Genomic DNA, 19,169 nt, shown 5'->3' with positions numbered 1-19,169 from the left:
CCGGCATCCATCCGGAAACAGAAAAAACCCGTTTATTCAGAGATAAACGGGCGGTCTTCATTGATTAAAATATTTTGGATTGTTGCAGCTTTGCCTGTTTTTTTATCAAGGCTGATGATGCATCCGCTTAATATTTTCCTTCCCGACTTTGGTACTTCGAAACGGACGGGAAGCGAAGTCAGAAATTTTTTCATTACTGCTTCTTTGTCCATACCGAGAATGGCATCGTACGGACCGGTCATGCCGGCATCGGTCAGATAGGCAGTACCGTTTGGCAAAATTCTTGCATCGGCGGTTTGCACATGCGTATGGGTCCCGATCACGGCCGACACTTTGCCGTCCAGAAACCAGCCCATTGCCTGTTTTTCGCTTGTCGTTTCGGCATGGAAATCAACAAAGATAAAATGGGTTCTTTTTCTTGCCAGCGCCACCATCTCTTCTGCTTTCCGGAACGGGTCATCGAGCGCATTCATAAACGTTCTGCCCTGCAGGTTGATGACTGCAAACTCCGTTCCTTCCGCTTTGATCAGCGCCATCCCTTTTCCTGGGGTCCCGTCCGGAAAATTGGCCGGACGCACCATCCATTTTGCTTCCTCAATAAAGTCAAAAATCTCTTTGTTGTCCCATGCATGGTTTCCGAGCGTGATGATATCCGCACCTGCATCCAGCAGACCACGGTAAATGTTTTTGGTAATCCCGCGCCCGCCGGCTGCATTTTCCCCGTTTACGATGGTCAAATGCGGCCTGTATTTCGCCTTTAACTTCGGCAAATATTCGTTCACCATCTCACGCCCTAATGACCCGACAACATCCCCTATAAATAGAATCTCCATGCAATAAATCCTTTCTTTGCTTTATAAAACCATCTTCATTTTCTTTCAAAACGTTTAAAGAAAATAAGCGGTGAACACGTCACCGCTTATTTTGCATATTCAACAGCCCGCGTTTCCCGAATGACCGTTACTTTAATATGGCCCGGATAATCCAGCTCATTTTCAATTTTTTTGCGGATATCACGTGCCAGGCGGTGGGCTTCCAGGTCGTCGATCTGTTCCGGTTTCACCATAATGCGTACTTCTCTCCCCGCCTGGATAGCGAACGATTTTTCAACGCCTTCATACGATTCGGCGATTTCCTCCAGCTTTTCAAGCCGCCTGATGTAATGTTCAAGCGTTTCGCTGCGCGCCCCAGGCCGTGCAGCGGATAAAGCATCAGCGGCAGCGACAAGCACCGCGATAATAGAGGTCGGTTCCGTATCGCCATGGTGGGAAGCAATACTGTTAATGACCACCGGATGTTCCTTGTATTTGGTTGCGAGTTCGACGCCAATTTGCACATGGCTTCCTTCTACTTCATGGTCTACCGCTTTTCCGATATCATGAAGCAGGCCGGCACGGCGGGCAAGGATTTCATCTTCCCCGAGTTCGGCAGCCAGCAATCCGGAAAGGAATGCGACTTCTATCGAGTGCTTGAGGACATTTTGCCCGTAGCTCGTGCGGAATTTTAACCGGCCAAGAATTTTGATTAAGTCCGGATGAAGGCCATGGACACCGACTTCAAAAGTGGTTTGTTCCCCCACTTCGCGTATATGTTCATCCACTTCCCGCCTTGCTTTTTCAACCATTTCTTCAATGCGGGCCGGATGGATGCGGCCGTCTTGAACCAGTTTTTCCAGTGCAATGCGTGCCGTTTCCCGGCGCACCGGATCGAATCCCGAAAGAATCACCGCTTCCGGCGTATCATCGATGATCAGGTCAATCCCGGTCAGCGTTTCAAGCGTCCGGATATTGCGCCCTTCCCTTCCGATGATGCGGCCTTTCATTTCATCATTCGGCAAATTGACAACCGATACCGTTGTTTCAGCAACATGCTCGGCTGCACACCGCTGAATGGCTAGCGAAAGAATGCTTTTCGCCTTTTTGTCGGCTTCTTCTTTTGCCCTTGTTTCCGCTTCCTTTACCTTAACGGCAATGTCATGGGAAAGCTCGTTTTCCAGTTTTTCAATAATGATGGCTTTCGCCTGTTCGCGATTGAGGCCCGAGATTCTTTCCAGCTCAGACTCCTGCTCGTTAACCATCTCCTCCAATTTGCTTTCCATCTCTTCAATATGTTGTTGTCTCAGGTTTAAAGAATCCTCTTTCTGTTCAAGCATCGATTCACGCTTATCGAGCGATTCATCTTTGCGGTCGAGGTTCTCTTCCTTTTGCAATAAGCGGTTTTCCTGTCTTTGCAATTCATTTCTTCGTTCACGCAATTCCCGTTCCATATCCGTACGAAGTTTATGATTTTCATCCTTCGCTTCAAGCAGGGCTTCTTTTTTCAGGCGGTCAGCTTCGCGTTTTGCTTCATCGACGATCTGATCCGCCGCATTTTTCGCCCCTGCAATTTTTGCTTCATAAATTGATCTCCGGATGAAATAGCCAACAACTACACCGACGATAAGGACAAGCAAAAGGGAGATGATCCATATGAGAGACTCCATCAATCTCACCTCCTCTTGCTATGAACTTCTTCCACGTTAAAAAATGTCGGCTGTTACATTAATCCTTAGGTTTACAGTATACAGCGCCTGGCTTAAAAAGTAAAACGTCGATCCCGGGGCAATCCCCTCCGGTGTATAGGCATGAAAACATCATGCGTTTCGTCCCGGTCCGGCTGAAGACAAGGATGTTCTGTCAGCCGTACGCGGAAAAGCTGCCGGATTAAAAACCGGCTCCCTTCCGGAAACTTCCGGGAGGGTTTGCTTTCCGTACAGGAGAAAGTCGTTTTTAGAAAAATAAAATATACATATTAATTTTAAAGGTGGGAATTTTTATTGTCAAGTGAAGCGGAAAGATTGCCATCGTAATTTGTGTTGATCCCTTTCAGCCATGCAGCTTTTGCGGCGCAAAAAAGCCCGGTGGAAAAGGACGGCAAAAAGCGCCTGGATGCGGTCAGCATTTCAGGCGCTTATAGGTTACTCCAAATTCAATTCTTCCTGTCCTTCCACAGCTTCCTTTTCATCTGCAGCATTTTCGGTTTCATGGGAACCGGCATCTTCCGCCAGGTCGTAATGTTCCCGGATTTTTGCGGCAATCTCGTTTTTCAAATCCGCATTTTCCTTTAAAAACTGTTTCGCATTTTCACGCCCCTGGCCGAGCCGCTCGCCGTTATAAGCATACCAGGCCCCGCTTTTTTGGATGATGTCAAGGTCGCTTCCCATATCGACGATCTCGCCTTCTTTTGAGATCCCTTCTCCGTACATAATATCCACTTCTGCCGTTTTAAACGGAGGCGCTACTTTGTTTTTGACAACCTTGATTTTCGTTTTGTTGCCGACAATGTCGCTCCCTTGTTTGATCTGTTCGGCACGGCGCACTTCAAGGCGTACGGACGAGTAAAACTTGAGCGCGCGTCCGCCCGGTGTGACTTCAGGATTGCCGAACATCACGCCGACTTTTTCCCGGATTTGGTTAATGAAAATCGCAATCGTGTTTGATTTGTTGATCGCACCCGATAATTTCCGCAGCGCCTGGGACATTAGCCGTGCCTGGAGGCCGACATGGGAATCGCCCATTTCTCCTTCAATTTCCGCTCGCGGCACAAGCGCAGCAACAGAGTCAACGACAATAATGTCCACTGCGCCGCTGCGGACGAGCGCTTCTGCAATTTCCAGCGCCTGTTCGCCCGTATCCGGCTGGGACAGGAGCAGTTCATCAATGTTGACACCGAGCTTTTGGGCATAAACCGGGTCAAGTGCGTGTTCCGCATCAATAAAGGCAGCCTGTCCGCCCTGTGCCTGGACTTCCGCAATCGCATGCAGGGCAACCGTTGTTTTACCGGAACTTTCAGGGCCGTATATTTCAATGACGCGGCCGCGTGGGTAGCCGCCGACACCAAGGGCAATATCAAGCGCAAGCGAACCGGTCGGGATCGTGGAGACAACCCGGTCGGTCTGCTCGCCCAGCCGCATAATGGAACCCTTGCCAAATTGCTTTTCTATTTGTTTCAGAGCCTGGTCTAAGGCTTGTTGACGATCATTCACAAAATTTCCTCCTTTTATTCATCACGGACTCTTGAAAGCAATAAATCTATATCTATACTATACCCGTTTTTTCCGTGTTTGCCAAGCAAAATGTCGAACGCCTATTCGTCTCTTTTTTGCAAAAATCCGGCAAAAAAATGGGGTTTTTCCCCTGCAAAAATGGAAATTTCCCCGGCAAAAAGGGCCGAAAATTGAATTTTTGGCAAACAAATTTTTTCCGTAAAAAGGCCGCTTCCGCCATTTGCAATGAGCAGAAGCGGCTTTCGGACTAAAGCAGTTTCAGCAAATGCCAGCAGCCGTATTTCACCGATCTCGTGCGGACGTTGTTCCGGGATCCGGAAAGTTCCAACAGATAGGCGGCCGTTTCTTTCCCTTTTATGGCAATGCCGATCCACACGGTTCCCGGCGGATGGCCTTCAAGGGAGTCCGGGCCGGCCACACCTGTAAAACTGATGCCAATGTCGGCATCCATGATGCTGCGGATATTTTCCGCCAGTTCTTTTGCACACTGGCTGCTGACGGCGCCGTACTTGTCAAGTGTTTCTTTTTTCACTTTGGCAAGCTTCATCTTCGCTTCGTTCGAATAGACAACAACGCCGCCTTTCAGCATCGTGCTGACACCCTGGATGGACGCCATTTCCGCTGCAAATTTGCCGGCAGTCAGGCTTTCCGCGCAGGCCAGCGTCAGCTGTTTTTCTGAAAGTTTTTCAATCAGGGCCTCCATTAACGTCGTATCGTTATAACCGTAAAAATACGATCCGGCAATTTGCAGAATCTCTTTTTCCACTTGATCGATCATTTGGTTCGCCGTTGCCACCGACTGGTGTTTCGCCGTAATCCTGAGTGTCACTTCCCCTTCTTTCGCAAGCGGAGCAACAGTCGGATTGCTCTGGGTTTCCAATATTTGGCGGATTTCTGTTTCCAGTTGGGATTCGCCGATCCCGAAGAAACGGAGAACGCGCGATTCGATTTTTTCGATCGTTTCCAGTTCATCCTGGATCGCGGGACTGGCATAATGGATAAACATCGGTTCCAGTTCATGCGGCGGGCCGGGGAGCAGCATGTAATAGTGGTTTCGGCTTTTGGCCAGCATGCCCGGCGCCATGCCGTGGTCATTCGGAAACACTTTCGAGCCTTCAATGACAAGCGCCTGCTTTTTGTTGTTTTCCGTCATTTTTCGTTTTGTACGGATAAAAAACTGTTCGATGGAACGCATGGCATCTTCGTCTGTGACCAGTTTTTTTCCGATATGCGATGCAATCGTTTCTTTTGTTAAATCATCCTTTGTCGGACCGAGCCCGCCAGTAAAAATCAATAAATCGGCGCGGCCCTCCGCTGTACGGATTGCCGCTTCGAGCCGCTCTGCGTTATCGCCGACAACGGTCTGATAGTACACATCCACGCCGATTTCCGCCAATTGCGCAGCAATAAATGTGGCGTTTGTATTGGTGATCTGGCCAAGCAAAAGTTCCGAACCGACTGCAATTATTTCGGCATTCACTTTCCATTCCTCCCTCTCTTTTAAAGCAAAAAACGAACACATGGCGGCACCAATCCAGAAGACCCGAAATCCGCCCCGCAATGCCGCCTTTTCCCGGAAATCCTGCGGCCCGTGCCGGGTTAGCATCAGCGCCGGCGGGCAAAAAAGCAGTGAGAGGCTCTCACTGCTTGGTTATTTCGAGCGGGCAAATACGCCCCGGTTTAAATAGAAATAATCAGCGCCTGACCAGATGGTAAAGATGAGCGCCACCCACAAAGCGACCAGATCCATGCGGAATGAGAGTGCCGAAAACGGGAAGTTATGCAACAGCAATAAAAGGATGGCAATGATTTGCGTCCATGTTTTGATTTTTCCAAGCATATTGGCTGCTGCAACTTCCCCGCCCTCTGCCAAAATTAGCCGCAAACCCGTCACGGCAAACTCGCGGGCAATGATCACGACAACAATCCATGCCGGCGCCAGCTTGAGCCCGACGAGCAAAATAAACGCCGTTGAAACAAGCAGTTTGTCCGCAAGCGGATCGAGGAATTTCCCGAAGTTGGTAACGAGATTGTATTTGCGGGCATAATGGCCGTCGATCCAGTCTGTCATGGATGCAACTGCAAAAATCACCGCACCGGCAAAATGGGTGACCGGAATTTCGGCTCCCAGCCATTCAAAGGTGCCCCAATCGAACGGCACCGCCATGATGAGTAAAAAAACAGGGATTAAACATACGCGTGATACAGTAATTTTATTCGGCAAATTCACTGGATTTTCCTCCAACTGTCCATATATTTTCCAAAGAAAAAGCCTTAAACAAGGCTTATTCCGTTTGTGGGCCGTTAAACTGGATGATCATATCCTGGCGTACTTCTTTGGATGCCGGAATATGGTATTTTAGTTTTTTGCCATTGATATACACTTCCGTATTGACGGTGTTTCCGACCGTAATCGTGACTTGTTTTTGTTTTGACAGATCCGCTGTCCGGCTGTCCCCATCATTCAGCAATTGTTGAAAGTTGGTTGAACCGTCGCTGTTTTTCACCTGTACCCATGATCGGCCGCCGTTTGCTTTCAGTTCAAGTTTGAACTGGCTGGTGCCGGCCAGTTTATAGGTGGTCGTGTACCCGCTTGAAGACACGGTTTCCAGTTTTTGGGCTGTTTTCTTCGTTTCCGATGCCGGTTTTTTTGGCGTTTTCGCCGCATTTTTTTCGGAAGAGCTACCGGTATTTCTGCCGGATGACACCTTTTCAGCCGATTTTATGCTTTCTTTTTGCACGCTTACATTGCCGGAAGCCCCGCTGTTTAATTTTTCCTTCGTGTTGTGGCCGGCAAGCTTATATACAACAAACCAAAGCAAAAATAAAATCGCGATGATGGCGGCGACGACAAGAATCCTCGGCAGCACGTTCATCATCTTGACGGTATCCGGTGCAGCCCTTTTGTTGGACATCTGCACCCGCGAAAGTTGCTCGGGAAATTCTTCCTGTTCCGTACGGGGGATGTCACTTTCATACTCTTCAAATAAAGTTTCCGGGTCAAGCCCGACTGCCTCGGCATACTGCTTAATAAATGCCCGGACGTAAAATTTTCCAGGCATTGAATCATAATTTCCTTCTTCAATGTTTTTCAAATATCTTTTTTGGATCTTGGTCATCTCCTGCAAATCATCCAGGCTGATGCCCTTTTCTTTCCTCGCTTCTTTTAAACGATTCCCTAATTCCGTCATGGTAACACCTGCCAATCTAGTAATCAAATCCTCCAAATCCACCTTGAAACATCCGGTTTTGCTGGAGCAAGTCGTATGTAATTTCCTGTGACGGGTCTTCTCTCAACTCAATAATGTAATCAAAATCATCGAGCGTATATTCCGAACGCTGCACGAAAATATCCGGGTGTTCCACCACTTTTACAGCCGGGAGCCGCATGATTTCACGGATCATCTGCCAGTGCCGTTCGTTTCCCCTCTCAGCGGATACGATGCCATCCAGGATAAAAATATTGTTTGGATTATATTCATCCTCAATCAGGCTGCTTCTCACCGTCTGTTTGATCATCGTGGAGGAAAGAAAAATCCACTTTTTATTGGCACACACGCTTGCCGCCACAATTGACTCTGTTTTTCCGACGCGCGGCATCCCGCGAATGCCAATCAGCTTATGGCCTTCCTGTTTAAAATGCTCGGCCATAAAATCGACCAGAATCCCGAGATCATCGCGCACAAAGCGGAATGTTTTCCGGTCGTCATGATCGCGCTGGATATACCTTCCGTGCCGGACCGCAAGTCTGTCCCTGAGCTTGGATTCCCTGATTTTCGTTACTTTTATCGTTTCCACTGTTTGCAATATCGATTCGAGCCGGCCGATCTGTTCTTCATTTTTGACAAGCAGCAGCAAGCCCCGTTTTTTATGGTCAACGCCGTTAATGCTTCTGATATTGATCGCTAACATGCCCAAGAGGGAGGAAACATCACCCAAAAGCCCCGGCCGGTTGATCGTGATTTCATATTCCAAGTACCACTCTTTCCTGTCATCCACTCAAAACCCCTCCCGAAATCCGGATCCCAACGAACATATCTAGGTTATATGATATATGATTTTTCAGCAATAAGGAAGTGAAAGCTCTAAAAATCGTGAATTTTGTCGGGACATGAAAAAAACCGGCGGCATCACCAAACAGCCGGCTTTTAAAAAGCCGCCAATTGTTATTGTGATGCGCCAGTATTTCTTTATGACTGGGTACCGTTATTTTGAACGAGTTTTACCATTACATTGGCAATGGCTTGCTGCTCTTCCTGCGATGCCACTGACCATAAATCGGCAAGAACGCGTTCCTGTTCATTTTTCGGATCTACTTGTGCGGCCAAATAATCGCCGACCTGCTCAGCAAGTTTGTTAATCGTTTCCTGGGGCATCCCCTGTTGCTTTGCCTGGTTGAGGCGGTCCCCCAAAAAGTTTTTCCATTGGTCCCAGTTTTCAAATACGTTCATGTCACAGCCTCCTTTCAAGTTGTTCAACCTTAGTTTGTGACCCGGCTTGGAAGGCTATGCATGGAAAATGGAACCCGTGCTTCTTTCAAGGCACCGGCCGGGCGGAACGGTGCTGCGGTTGGCAAATTTGCCCGTTTTTTGGTTAACCCGCGTGAAAAAACAATGCGGATTCCTTTGCATCTTTTGCCGGGTGGGGCTACATATACCAGCCCCCGTTGACGCCAATCGTCTGGCCGGTGATGTAAATGCTTTTTCCCGAGAGCAGGAAAGAAACTGCGCCGGCAATTTCTTCCGGTTTGGCAAGCCGGCCAAGCGGGATGTCCGCTTCGAGATCTGAAATTTCTTCCGGCGCAAACCTGGCAAGCATGTTGGTGCCAACCGCCCCGGGTGCGACTGCATTCACGCGTACGCCGCTTCTTGCCGTTTCTTTGGCGAGCGCTTTTACAAATGCGATCTGTGCGCCTTTCATCGCCGAATATACGGCCTCGCACGCCGCGCCTGCCTGCCCCCAGATTGAACTGACAAGCACAATGTGCGAAACCTCATTTTGCCGCAATTTGGGCAACAGCTGCCTGATAATCAGAAGCGGCGCCTTTACATGAATCCGGTAAAGCTTGTCAATGGCTTCGTCATCGATATCCGAAAGTAGCCCGTAGTGGGAAATGCCGGCCGCATGGATGATCGCATCGAGATGAAAAACATTTTCTGCTATCGTTTTCACGGTGCCGTCTGTTGTGAGGTCGGCGCGGATCGGGATCGCTTCCGCCCCGAATTGCCGGCAGATGGAAAGCAGTTCTTTGATCGCCGCTTCATTTTGGTGGTAGTGCAAATACAGATTCCATCCCTCTTTTGCCAGCATTTCAGCTGTGGCCTTTCCGATTCCGCCGCTCGCACCCGTAATCAATGCAAACTTTTTCAATTTTCTCCCCCATTTAAAAACCCGGGGCTGCCCCGGGTTATTTCGGTAAAACCTGGCAAACGGTAAACCGTTCTTCATCAAAAAAAGCTTCCGCCGTTTCCAGCACATCGCTGAACCGGATTTGTTCAAGCACAGGGACGACGTCAAATAAATTCATATCATTAAACGCGTATCTTGTAAACTGGTTGGCGATAAATTCAGGTGAATTCAGCTGGCGCAGAAATCCCCCGATCTTTTTCTTTTTCGTCCGTTCAAGCGCTTCTTCTGCCAACCCTTTTCCTTCTTTTGCCCCAACCATCACCTCTTTCAGCCGCTTTGCCAAAAGATCCGGATCTTTCGTATCCCCTCCGGCCATCGCAAATCCGAATCCCTGCTCCTGGGAATAGTCAAAAGAAAAACTGGTGTCGATCAGGCCGTCATTGTACAACGCATTGTACGCATCTGAACTGCGGCCGAACAGCATGTCAAGGAGAAGATTGACCACCAGTTCGTTCTTTTGCATTTCAGCGCCGCGCTGGCTCGTATGAAGCGCCTTTACGCCAACAAGGCATTTTGGTATCTGCACATTCATATGCAATTTTTGCTCTTTTTCGGCCGCCTGTTCCGGTTCTTCCGGAAAACGCCTTTTAATCTCCGGTGCTTTTTCGTACTTTTTCTTCGCCTGGTTTTCTCTCATAAAAGAAAGCACCTCATCCGGCGATACATTTCCGACGGCAAACAGCAGCATATTGCTCGGATGATAAAATGTATGGTAACACTCGTATAATTGCGCTGCGGTGATTTTTGCGATCGAGTCAACCGTGCCGGCAATGTCAATTTTTACCGGGTGGTTTGCATATAAATTTTCAATCAGGCCGTAATACAGCCGCCAGTCCGGGTTGTCATTGTACATCATGATTTCCTGGCCGATAATCCCCTTTTCTTTTTCAACCGTCTGTGCGGTAAAATACGGCGTTTGCACCATATCCACCAGCGTTTCCAGGTTTTTCATCACCTGATCGGTGCTTGAAAACAGGTAGGCCGTCCGGTTAAAACTCGTGAAAGCATTGGCCGATGCGCCCTGCCGGCTGAATTGCTGAAACACATCCCCGTCTTCTTTTTCAAACATTTTATGTTCAAGAAAATGGGCAATGCCATCCGGGACCCGCACAAAATCGCTTTTCCCAAGCGGGACAAACGTGTTGTCAACTGAACCGTATTTTGTCGTAAACGTAACAAATGTTTTGTTAAACCCGCGCTTCGGGAGCACATATACTTTTAATCCGTTATCAAGTGTTTCACCGTAAAGCGTTTCGCCAAGCTGACTGAATTGTTGGGTTTCCATTTATTTCCCCTCCATTCCGGACAAGAAGTAGATCGTATCGGGTTCAATTTTTGCGGCCACTTTCACAATTTCCCCTTTTTCGACTGCCTTGATTTCCCTTATCCAATCTTCCACGCCGGTTTCGGTGCCGGCAATGACGTTATGGTACAAAATTTCAACGAGGCCGCGGGATGTATCCGTTGACTCAAGCAGCTGGTTGCGGATAACGGCTTTCGTTTGCCCGATTTCCTGTTCGCTGAAATCCCCGTTTTTCATTGCTTCCAGCTGTTTTTCAATAATGGAGACGGCCTTGTCAAAATTCGCGGATTCAATGCCGCTCATCACCATCATCAGCCCTTTATGGCTCTCGATCTGGCTCGCGACATAATAGCAAAGGCTTTCTTTCTCCCGTACATTCAGGAAAAGCTTGGAGTGGGAAAAACCGCCGAAAATGCCGTTAAACATCTGAAGCGGAAAATAATCGCTGTCCCCGAACGTAATATTGGTGCGGTAGCCGATATTGAGCTTGCCCTGGCGGATATCCTGGGATTCCTTGATTTTTTTGACGCCGGAGACCTTTTGGAGCGTTCTTGAGGCAGCCCGTTTCGGCTCGCGGTCCGGAAAACGCAGGCATTCGCAAATGGCCGCAAGCCGGTCTTCATCGACATCGCCCGTCACAAACAAGTCCAGTTCATCTTCCCGGATCGCTTTTTGATAATATTGATAAAGCGAAGCGGGCGTGATGGCGTCCACATCATCAAGAACGCCGTTTGCCTGCAGTGCGTACGGCTCTTCTTTGCACATTTCTTCAATCAGCCGCATGCTTGCATACCGCATTTTATCATCGTATACAGACTGGATCCGCTGTTTCAGCACCCGTTTTTCCTTCTCCACCGTTTGGCTGTCAAACTGCCCGCCGTCTGCATGCGGGTTCAGCAAAACTTCCGCCAAAAATTCAACTCCCCGTTGGAGCAGCGGTTCTGCATCCTGCAAAAATTTTTCGTTCGCAATTTCAATCGTAAAGGTCAGAATATGGTATTCCCCTTTTTTGGCCGTATCGACATAAAAATGAGCGCCGTACAAATCATCGAGATACGCCCTTAATTTTGCGGTCGTCTTCAATCGCCCCGTGCTGCTTTGAAGAACATTCGGGAGCAGGGCCCGCAGCGTAACCGTGTCTTTTTCAAGTGGCGCTTTCATTTTCCATACAAGCGTATTCGTTTTGTATTTGTCCGTTTTGATGGTATGTAGTGTGTACCCTTTCATTTTGCGAACCGTCTCTTTTGAAATGGCCATATGGATCCTCCTTTTTCAACGAGCTTCGTGCCAATAGTAAAAGTATGCCTGACTGCGGGGTTGTTTAACCTGTAAATGCATTAATTTTACTATACAGGGGAGACAGGTGTCCCGGCAAGTTTTACGGCACATAAAAAGAACCGGCACCAGACGGGGAAAGCAGCCTGATGCCGGATGGAATAAATTAGCGTTCACCCTTGATATAAGGGACACCGTCCGCTTTCGGGGCTTCCGCACGCCCGATGAACCCGGCAAGTGCCAGAATGGTCAGGACATACGGCGCAATGAGCAAATAAACGTTCGGAATTTCTTTCAAATACGGAATGCTGTTGCCGACGATGCTGAGGCTCTGCGCAAATCCGCGCACCGCGGCGTTTTGCGGCCGCTGCGGTGCGCGCAAGCTTGCGGGGCGTACTACGAGCTCTGTTCTTCAGACGGTTTCGGGATCAAAACCGCACGCGGCTTGCTGCCTTCATACGGCCCGACAACCCCTCTTGCTTCCATTGCATCAATTAGCCGCGCCGCCCTTGTATAGCCAATCCGGAAACGGCGCTGCAACATGGAGACGGAAGCAGTCTGCATTTCCGAGATTAAGAGAACTGCTTCATCATATAATTCGTCGTCGAAATCCGGCTGGTCCTGGGGCTCTTCCGGAATCATCTCTTCCTGGTACTGGGCTTTTTGCTGGGAAATGACGAAATCAACGACTTCTTCCACTTCTTCATCGGAAAGATAAGCGCCCTGGACGCGGACCGGTTTGGAAGCCCCGACCGGCAAAAACAGCATGTCCCCCCGGCCAAGCAGTTTTTCCGCGCCGCCCGTATCCAAAATCGTTCTCGAGTCAGTCGCCGAAGATACGGCAAAAGCGATTCTTGACGGGATGTTGGCTTTAATGACACCGGTAATGACATCAACGGACGGCCGCTGCGTGGCAATGATCAGATGAATGCCTGCCGCCCGCGCCATTTGCGACAGCCGCGTAATGGAATCTTCCACATCGCCGCTTGCCACCATCATTAAATCGGCAAGCTCATCAATAATGACAACGATATAAGGCAAAAGCGGCTGCTTGTCCCCTGTTTCGATATTGCTTTTTTTAATATGGTCGTTGTATCCTTCGATATTGCGCGTGCCGGTATGGGAAAAAAGCTCATACCTCCGTTCCATCTCATTCACGACTTTTTTCAGCGCCTGGGAAGCTTTTTTCGGATTGGTCACAACCGGCGCAAGCAAATGCGGGACACCGTTATAAACATTCAATTCGACCATTTTCGGGTCAATCATCATCATTTTCACTTCATGCGGTTTGGCGCGCATTAAGATGCTCGTAATGATGCCGTTAATGCACACGCTTTTCCCGCTCCCCGTTGCGCCGGCCACAAGCAGGTGGGGCATTTTATTCAGCTCCGCGAGCACTGCCTGCCCTGTAATATCCCGGCCAAGCCCGATCTGCAGTTTTGCCTGCGGGTTATTTTCCTTTCCTTCGAGCACTTCCCTGAGCGATACGACCGCGATTTCCTTATTCGGGACTTCGATGCCGATCGCTGATTTCCCCGGGATCGGCGCTTCCATCCGGATATCTTTCGCCGCCAGCGCAAGGGCAATGTCGTCACTTAAACTGACAATCTTGCTGACTTTCACGCCGACATCGGGGTGCACTTCGTATTTTGTAACGGCAGGCCCTAAATGCACCTGTGTCACACGTGCCTTGACCCCGAAGCTTTGGAAAGTCCGTTCGAGTTTTGCCGCATTGGCATGGATCGCTTTATATTCGCTGCTCTGGTCCGCTGCCCGCGGCCTTTTTAACAGCGTCAGGGGCGGCAATTGATAATCTTCATTTTCATATTCCGTAAACTGGATCGGAGGCGTATGGTCCTCTTCCGCTTCTGTATCCGGCGTTTCCGGCTGCGCCTCTTCCGCTTGCGGAGCCGCGCCGGTATATTGCTCCGTAAAGCTGGAAATAATCGGGGGAGGCGTTTCCCCGCTTGCCGGCCCGGCATCCCCGTCATGGCCTTCCCCATCTGCGGAGGCGGATTGCGGCTGCAACGGCGCTTTCTGCCGTTTCTTTTCCTGTTTTTCTTTTTTGGCTTCCCGCCATGCCCCGAACTCTGTTTTCATCTGGTTCCATTGCTTTTTTAAAAACAGCCAGAGCCCTTCCAGTGCCTTTTCCACATACGGGCTTACGGGCTTGCCCGTTAAAAGCATCAGGGCGATGAGCGCGAGTAAAACGCAAATGATTTTCGTACCCGCCGAGTCAAATAAAAAATGGGAAGCCGCATATAAAACCGCACCTGCCATGCCGCCGCCGATCTGCGTGCTGAAAATATTGCCGTGCACATCCCCGCCGAGCACAAGCTTCCACCAGATCTGCTCCTCCTGATGCCAGATCCTGATCGTATTGACGACCGCACTGTTGCCGGACAGTTCATGCGCTTTTGCCAATGACCCGATAAGCCGCTCATGGCAGTAAAGGAGGGCGCTCGCAAATAAAAGATAAAATCCGGTCATGCGGACAGTGAAAAATGCAGGCCATGCCCGTTTGATCATGAGAAACACGCTGAGCACGACCAGATAGGCAACCGCAACCCAGTACAGCCGGCCGAAGAAAAACCGGAAGAACAGAATCAGGGTTGTGCCCGTTTTGCCGATATGGTAAAGGGTAAAAATGCCGAGCGTAAGCAGGCTAATACCGAGCAACTCAAACTTTAAATCTATCTTAATTTGTTCAGCAGCTTTTTTTCTTCTGCGCCGCTTTTTTTTCGCCATATAACCACCTTCGATAGTGAAAACGTATTTTTCAGCTTTGCCTGCCGGAACGGGATGCAAGAAAGCAGCCTGTGTGGCTGCTTGTTTTAACATATTATAGCATATTTGCGGCCCGGGTGGTTTACGGCCCGAAATGGCGGATCACATTTCCGGGTGCAAGCTCCGGGTTCAGATAGTCGAAAGGATTGGAGCTGAGAATACGGGTAATCCGGTATCCTTCATCAAGCTGCTCCGCCAGTACTGGCACGCCTTTTACGTTTAACATTTCAATTTTATTCCAGGCGTTTGCATCTTCAGGAAAAATCAGCTCCTGCGGCATCATCGTGTAGAGAATCATTGGATCAGCCCCTCTTTCCCTTTTTCATCCCGGTATTTTTCAATGAGGCTGTTTAATTTGCCAAGCGCTTTGCCAATCCCGCCCACTTCATCAATCAAACCGTACTCAACGGCTTCCTGGCCAACAATATTGGTGCCGATATCCCTTGTCAAATTCCCTTTCGCAAACATTAAGTCTTTAAAAACCTCTTCTTCTACATGCGAATGCCGTGTCACAAACTTGATCACCCGTTCCTGCATTTTATCCAGATATTCAAATGTTTGCGGGACGCCAATGACAAGGCCTGTGAGCCGGATCGGGTGAATCGTCATCGTCGCGGTTTCAGCAATAAAGGAATACGAACAGGATACAGCGATCGGCACGCCGATAGAATGCCCCCCGCCGAGCACAATCGAAACAGTGGGTTTGGAAAGGGATGCAAGCATTTCGGAAATGGCAAGCCCGGCTTCCACATCCCCTCCGACCGTGTTCAGAATGACGAGCACCCCTTCAATTTTCGGATTTTGTTCAATCGCGACAAGCTGGGGGATCATATGCTCATACTTTGTCGTTTTATTTTGGGGCGGCAGCTGCAGATGCCCTTCAATCTGGCCGACGATGGCCAGGCAGTGGATATTGGAGTCCTGCGCGAGCTGCGGCACATTTGTCTGGCCGAGCTGCTGGATTTTCTCTACAAGCGCGGATGCCGCATTTCCTTCTTTCGGTTCTTCTTTATTCGGTTGCTGGTCGCTCATTTTTCTAAAACCCCTTTCGCCTGTAATGTAAGGGCTTAACGCCTTTACGCCTTATTATTTGCACGGAAGGGGTTTTCATACGGAAGCCCCGCGTTTTCCGGAACCGGAAGCGGGGCTTTGCCTTGCATTTTTAATGGTGCACCAGGCGGGCCTTGTGCCACAAAGAGGGCGGGCACGCGGGAACCCCCGCCCCGCCCTCTGTCCGGCATGGGCATCAAACTTCCATAATAATTGGCAGGATCATCGGGCGCCTTTTCGTCTGCTCATATAAAAAGGAGCTGAGATGGTCGCGGATCCCCTGTTTAATACTCGTCCAGTCAAAAGCATCTTGTGACGTGTTCTGTTCCACCACTTCTTTTACGATGTTGGATGAATGGCTGATCAGCTTTTCGGATTCGCGGACATAGACAAACCCGCGCGAGATAATTTCAGGACCGGCAGCCAGTTTTTTATGCTTTTTATCAAGCGTGACGACGACAACCAATATCCCGTCCTGGCTTAAAAGTTTGCGGTCCCGCAACACAATATTGCCGACATCGCCAACGCCGATTCCGTCAATGAGAATATTGCCGGAAGCAACCCGGCCGCTCGCCTGGAATTTGCCGTGCTTGTATTCCAATACTTCCCCGTTGCTTGAGATGATGACCGATTCTTTCGGCATCCCCGTTTTGTACGCCAGTTTTGCATGGGCATACAGGCTCCTGTATTCCCCCTGGATCGGGACAAAGTATTTTGGCCTCATTAAATCAAGCATCAGCTTTAAATCTTCCTGGCAGCCGTGGCCGGTCACGTGGATTTTCCGGTTGCCCGCGTAAACATCGGCTCCTGCACGGTAAAGCATGTCAATCGTTTTCGCCATGAACAGTTCCAGCCCCGGAGACGGCGTTGTGGCAAGGATGACCGTATCCCCTTTTTGAATATTGACCTGCTTATGGTTCTTTTTCGCCATTTTTTGAAGGACGAGAAACGGTTCCCCCTGACTCCCTGTTGTCAAAATCGCCAGTTCTTCGTCCCGGTATTTTGAAATTTGCTGCAGCGGGATAATGAGGTCATCTGTCCGGGCCTGCAAGTATCCCAATTTTAATGCAATTTTATATACTTTTTCAAGATAATTTCCGACAAACGCAACTTTGCGGCCGGTAGTAGAAGCCGCATCGAGCACTTGCTGCACTCTGATTAAGTTCGAGGCAAAGCTCGCGATAATAATCCGGCCCTTTGCATCGTAGAAAGCATCCGTAATTTCTTCCGCCACAACAGACTCATGGGTCGTATATCCCGGATGTTCCGCTTCCGTGCTGTCGGATAGTAACAGGAGCACGCCTTCTTCGCCGATTTTCGACATTTTTCCGATTTCCGAACGATAATGCCCGCCCATTTCCTGGTCAAATTTAAAATCGCCGGTATACACAATATTGCCTTCCGATGTGGAAATGCAAATGCCGACCGAGTCGGGAATGCTGTGTGTTGTTTTGAAAAAGTAAATATCTGCAGCATCAAAATGGAGAACCGTATCGGCATCAATTTCCTTAAAGCGGATATGCTTTTTCACTTTTAGTTCCTTCAACTTTTCTTTCGCCAGCGCGATGGTAAACTTTGTGGCAAACACCGGCACGTTGAGTTTCATCAGGATATATGGCAGGGCGCCGATCGCGTCCTCATGCCCGTGTGTCAAGAAAATTCCCTTTATCCGCTGCCTGTTTTCCATTAAATAAGTAAAATCCGGGATGACAATATCGATCCCGAGCATTTCGTCTTCCGGCAGCATCAGCCCGGCATCAAGCACAAACAGGTCTTCTCCGGTTTCCACCACGTACATATTCTTTCCGATTTCACCAATTCCTCCTAAAGGAATGACCTTAATGGTTTCGTTTTTTTCCTTACGCAAAATTCTTTTCCTCCTGTGTTGTTTGAAATTCTAGAGCAGGAATCACGTTTCTTTTTGATAGATCGCAAGGGGTTGCCGGATTCCATCCGATACGGCCTTACGCATATCCAAGTTCCCGGCATAAAAAATAAGCGGCCGGCTCTTCCGCCGCATCCCTTTTAAAACGCCATGCCTGGCACCAGGCGCCCGCACGTCCACTTGCACCGTCCCGGTTCTATCGAAAAAGACTTTCCGAGCCTGTAAAAATAAATTGCTGTCCGTTCCTTTCTCTTATGTATAGCTTAACCGAAAAGGGTATATCCGGTCAATGAAGAGAGCGTGATATTTCCATCGACAAATGCTGCCTATTTCCGCCAATCTGCTGTTTGCCAGCAGATTGGCGGGAGAGGGCCTGCTTTTTTTCCCTGGAGCCGGCATGGGGGCTTTCTTCAAAACCCGCTTAAGCAAAAAAACGACCCTGTCCGTTTTTCCGGAAGGGCCGTTTTTTTTGCTTAAAGATCGCCAAGCAGGTGGTGAATGGTTTCCCGTTCTTCTTTTGTTAACGGAACGAGTGGGAGGCGGACGCCGCCGGCATCCATCCCTTTTAATTGCAAAGCGGTTTTGACCGGTGCCGGATTAGGCGCCATAAACAAACCGCGCATTAATGGAAGCAGCTTTTGGTGCAGCCTTGCCGCTTTTGTTACATCCCCGGCAAAAAAGGCTTGCACCATTTCCTGTATGGCCGGGCCGGCAACATGGGAAGCAACCGAAATCACACCCGCTCCGCCGATTGAAAGCACGGGAATCGTCAGGCCGTCATCCCCGCAGTATAATTCAAAATCATCCGGCGTACGGGCAATGATTTGCGCCATCGCATCCAAATTCCCGCTTGCTTCTTTTACCGCAACAATATTCGGGATTTTGGAAAGTTCGATGATCGTTTCCGGTTCAATATTGACAGCCGACCGGCCCGGGATATTATAAATGACAACCGGGAGGCTGGTGGATTCCGCAATCGCTTTGAAATGGGCATACATGCCGGCCTGGTTCGGTTTGTTGTAATACGGGCCGACAGCCATGACGGCATCAACGCCGCATGATTCCGCACGCTTCGTCAATTCGATCGAAGCATACGTGTTATTGCTCCCTGTTCCAGCAATGACCGGCACCCGCCCGTTTGACGTTTTCACAACCTGCTTGAACAGCGCGGTTTTTTCTTCAGGCGAAAGTGTCGGGGATTCCCCCGTTGTTCCCGCAACGACCAAAGATTCTGTCCCGTTTTCAATTAAATAATCAACCAGCTTTGCCACCTTTTGCAAATCTAGATTCCCTTTATGGTCAAAAGGCGTCACCATTGCCGTTGAAACTTTTCCGAAACGACTCATACTTACACTCCTCATCCTGCCGGGTTTTGCAAGATGAAAAATAAAAACACCCGGCAGAAAATCTTTCAT

16 protein-coding genes and 1 pseudogene are annotated in these 19,169 nt (G+C 49.2%); all 17 read right to left on the bottom strand.

Annotation, left to right across the window (positions count from 1 at the left end):
• Window positions 1-32 precede the first annotated feature (32 nt).
• Window positions 33-833, bottom strand: a complete 801-nt coding sequence (locus tag NSQ19_RS05990; RefSeq protein WP_013859168.1) for a TIGR00282 family metallophosphoesterase — start codon at window positions 831-833, stop codon at window positions 33-35.
• An 86-nt stretch (window positions 834-919) separates the two neighbouring features.
• Window positions 920-2,482, bottom strand: coding sequence for a ribonuclease Y (rny, locus tag NSQ19_RS05985; RefSeq protein ID WP_013859167.1), 1,563 nt, complete (start codon window positions 2,480-2,482; stop codon window positions 920-922).
• 474 nt (window positions 2,483-2,956) lie between these two features.
• Window positions 2,957-4,024, bottom strand: a complete 1,068-nt coding sequence (gene recA / locus NSQ19_RS05980) for a recombinase RecA (protein ID WP_195850473.1) — start codon at window positions 4,022-4,024, stop codon at window positions 2,957-2,959.
• A 268-nt stretch (window positions 4,025-4,292) separates the two neighbouring features.
• Complete coding sequence (locus NSQ19_RS05975) at window positions 4,293-5,525, bottom strand: competence/damage-inducible protein A (RefSeq protein WP_187287473.1); 1,233 nt, start codon at window positions 5,523-5,525, stop codon at window positions 4,293-4,295.
• A gap of 171 nt (window positions 5,526-5,696) precedes the next feature.
• Window positions 5,697-6,275 carry a CDP-diacylglycerol--glycerol-3-phosphate 3-phosphatidyltransferase gene (pgsA, locus tag NSQ19_RS05970; protein WP_019721121.1) on the bottom strand — a complete coding sequence of 193 codons (579 nt, stop codon included), beginning with the start codon at window positions 6,273-6,275 and terminating at the stop codon, window positions 5,697-5,699.
• 55 nt (window positions 6,276-6,330) lie between these two features.
• Window positions 6,331-7,236 carry a helix-turn-helix domain-containing protein gene (locus NSQ19_RS05965; protein ID WP_328013940.1) on the bottom strand — a complete coding sequence of 302 codons (906 nt, stop codon included), beginning with the start codon at window positions 7,234-7,236 and terminating at the stop codon, window positions 6,331-6,333.
• A gap of 16 nt (window positions 7,237-7,252) precedes the next feature.
• Window positions 7,253-8,044, bottom strand: coding sequence for a DUF3388 domain-containing protein (locus NSQ19_RS05960; protein WP_017554614.1), 792 nt, complete (start codon window positions 8,042-8,044; stop codon window positions 7,253-7,255).
• 191 nt (window positions 8,045-8,235) lie between these two features.
• Window positions 8,236-8,496, bottom strand: coding sequence for a DUF3243 domain-containing protein (locus NSQ19_RS05955; protein WP_013859159.1), 261 nt, complete (start codon window positions 8,494-8,496; stop codon window positions 8,236-8,238).
• Between the two features lie 196 nt (window positions 8,497-8,692).
• Window positions 8,693-9,415: an elongation factor P 5-aminopentanone reductase gene (gene ymfI, locus NSQ19_RS05950; protein ID WP_026104883.1), complete on the bottom strand. Its 723-nt coding sequence runs from the start codon at window positions 9,413-9,415 to the stop codon at window positions 8,693-8,695.
• Window positions 9,416-9,452: 37 nt separating this feature from the next.
• Window positions 9,453-10,739 carry an EF-P 5-aminopentanol modification-associated protein YfmH gene (yfmH, locus tag NSQ19_RS05945; protein WP_013859157.1) on the bottom strand — a complete coding sequence of 429 codons (1,287 nt, stop codon included), beginning with the start codon at window positions 10,737-10,739 and terminating at the stop codon, window positions 9,453-9,455.
• Window positions 10,740-12,014 (bottom strand): EF-P 5-aminopentanol modification-associated protein YfmF, encoded by a 1,275-nt coding sequence (gene yfmF, locus NSQ19_RS05940; protein ID WP_013859156.1) that lies wholly within the window; start codon window positions 12,012-12,014, stop codon window positions 10,740-10,742.
• 184 nt (window positions 12,015-12,198) lie between these two features.
• Window positions 12,199-12,375: pseudogene (locus tag NSQ19_RS05935) on the bottom strand (ABC transporter permease); the annotation flags it as partial.
• A gap of 53 nt (window positions 12,376-12,428) precedes the next feature.
• Window positions 12,429-14,780, bottom strand: coding sequence for a DNA translocase FtsK (locus tag NSQ19_RS05930; protein ID WP_340702552.1), 2,352 nt, complete (start codon window positions 14,778-14,780; stop codon window positions 12,429-12,431).
• A 121-nt stretch (window positions 14,781-14,901) separates the two neighbouring features.
• Window positions 14,902-15,117 carry a YlzJ-like family protein gene (locus NSQ19_RS05925; RefSeq protein ID WP_013859150.1) on the bottom strand — a complete coding sequence of 72 codons (216 nt, stop codon included), beginning with the start codon at window positions 15,115-15,117 and terminating at the stop codon, window positions 14,902-14,904.
• Complete coding sequence (locus tag NSQ19_RS05920; RefSeq protein ID WP_013859149.1) at window positions 15,114-15,851, bottom strand: ClpP family protease; 738 nt, start codon at window positions 15,849-15,851, stop codon at window positions 15,114-15,116. Before NSQ19_RS05920 ends, NSQ19_RS05925 begins: the two co-directional genes overlap by 4 nt.
• Window positions 15,852-16,065: 214 nt before the next feature.
• Complete coding sequence (locus NSQ19_RS05915; RefSeq protein ID WP_061566941.1) at window positions 16,066-17,736, bottom strand: ribonuclease J; 1,671 nt, start codon at window positions 17,734-17,736, stop codon at window positions 16,066-16,068.
• Between the two features lie 491 nt (window positions 17,737-18,227).
• On the bottom strand, window positions 18,228-19,100 hold the full coding sequence (gene dapA / locus NSQ19_RS05910; RefSeq protein WP_019721112.1) for a 4-hydroxy-tetrahydrodipicolinate synthase: 873 nt from the start codon (window positions 19,098-19,100) through the stop codon (window positions 18,228-18,230).
• Between the last annotated feature and the right edge of the window lie 69 nt (window positions 19,101-19,169).

This window comes from Weizmannia sp. FSL W8-1119, from assembly GCF_038008605.1.
In the GTDB taxonomy this organism is placed as follows: domain Bacteria; phylum Bacillota; class Bacilli; order Bacillales; family Bacillaceae_C; genus Weizmannia; species Weizmannia coagulans.
This window is presented reverse-complemented; position numbering and strand designations above follow the sequence as displayed.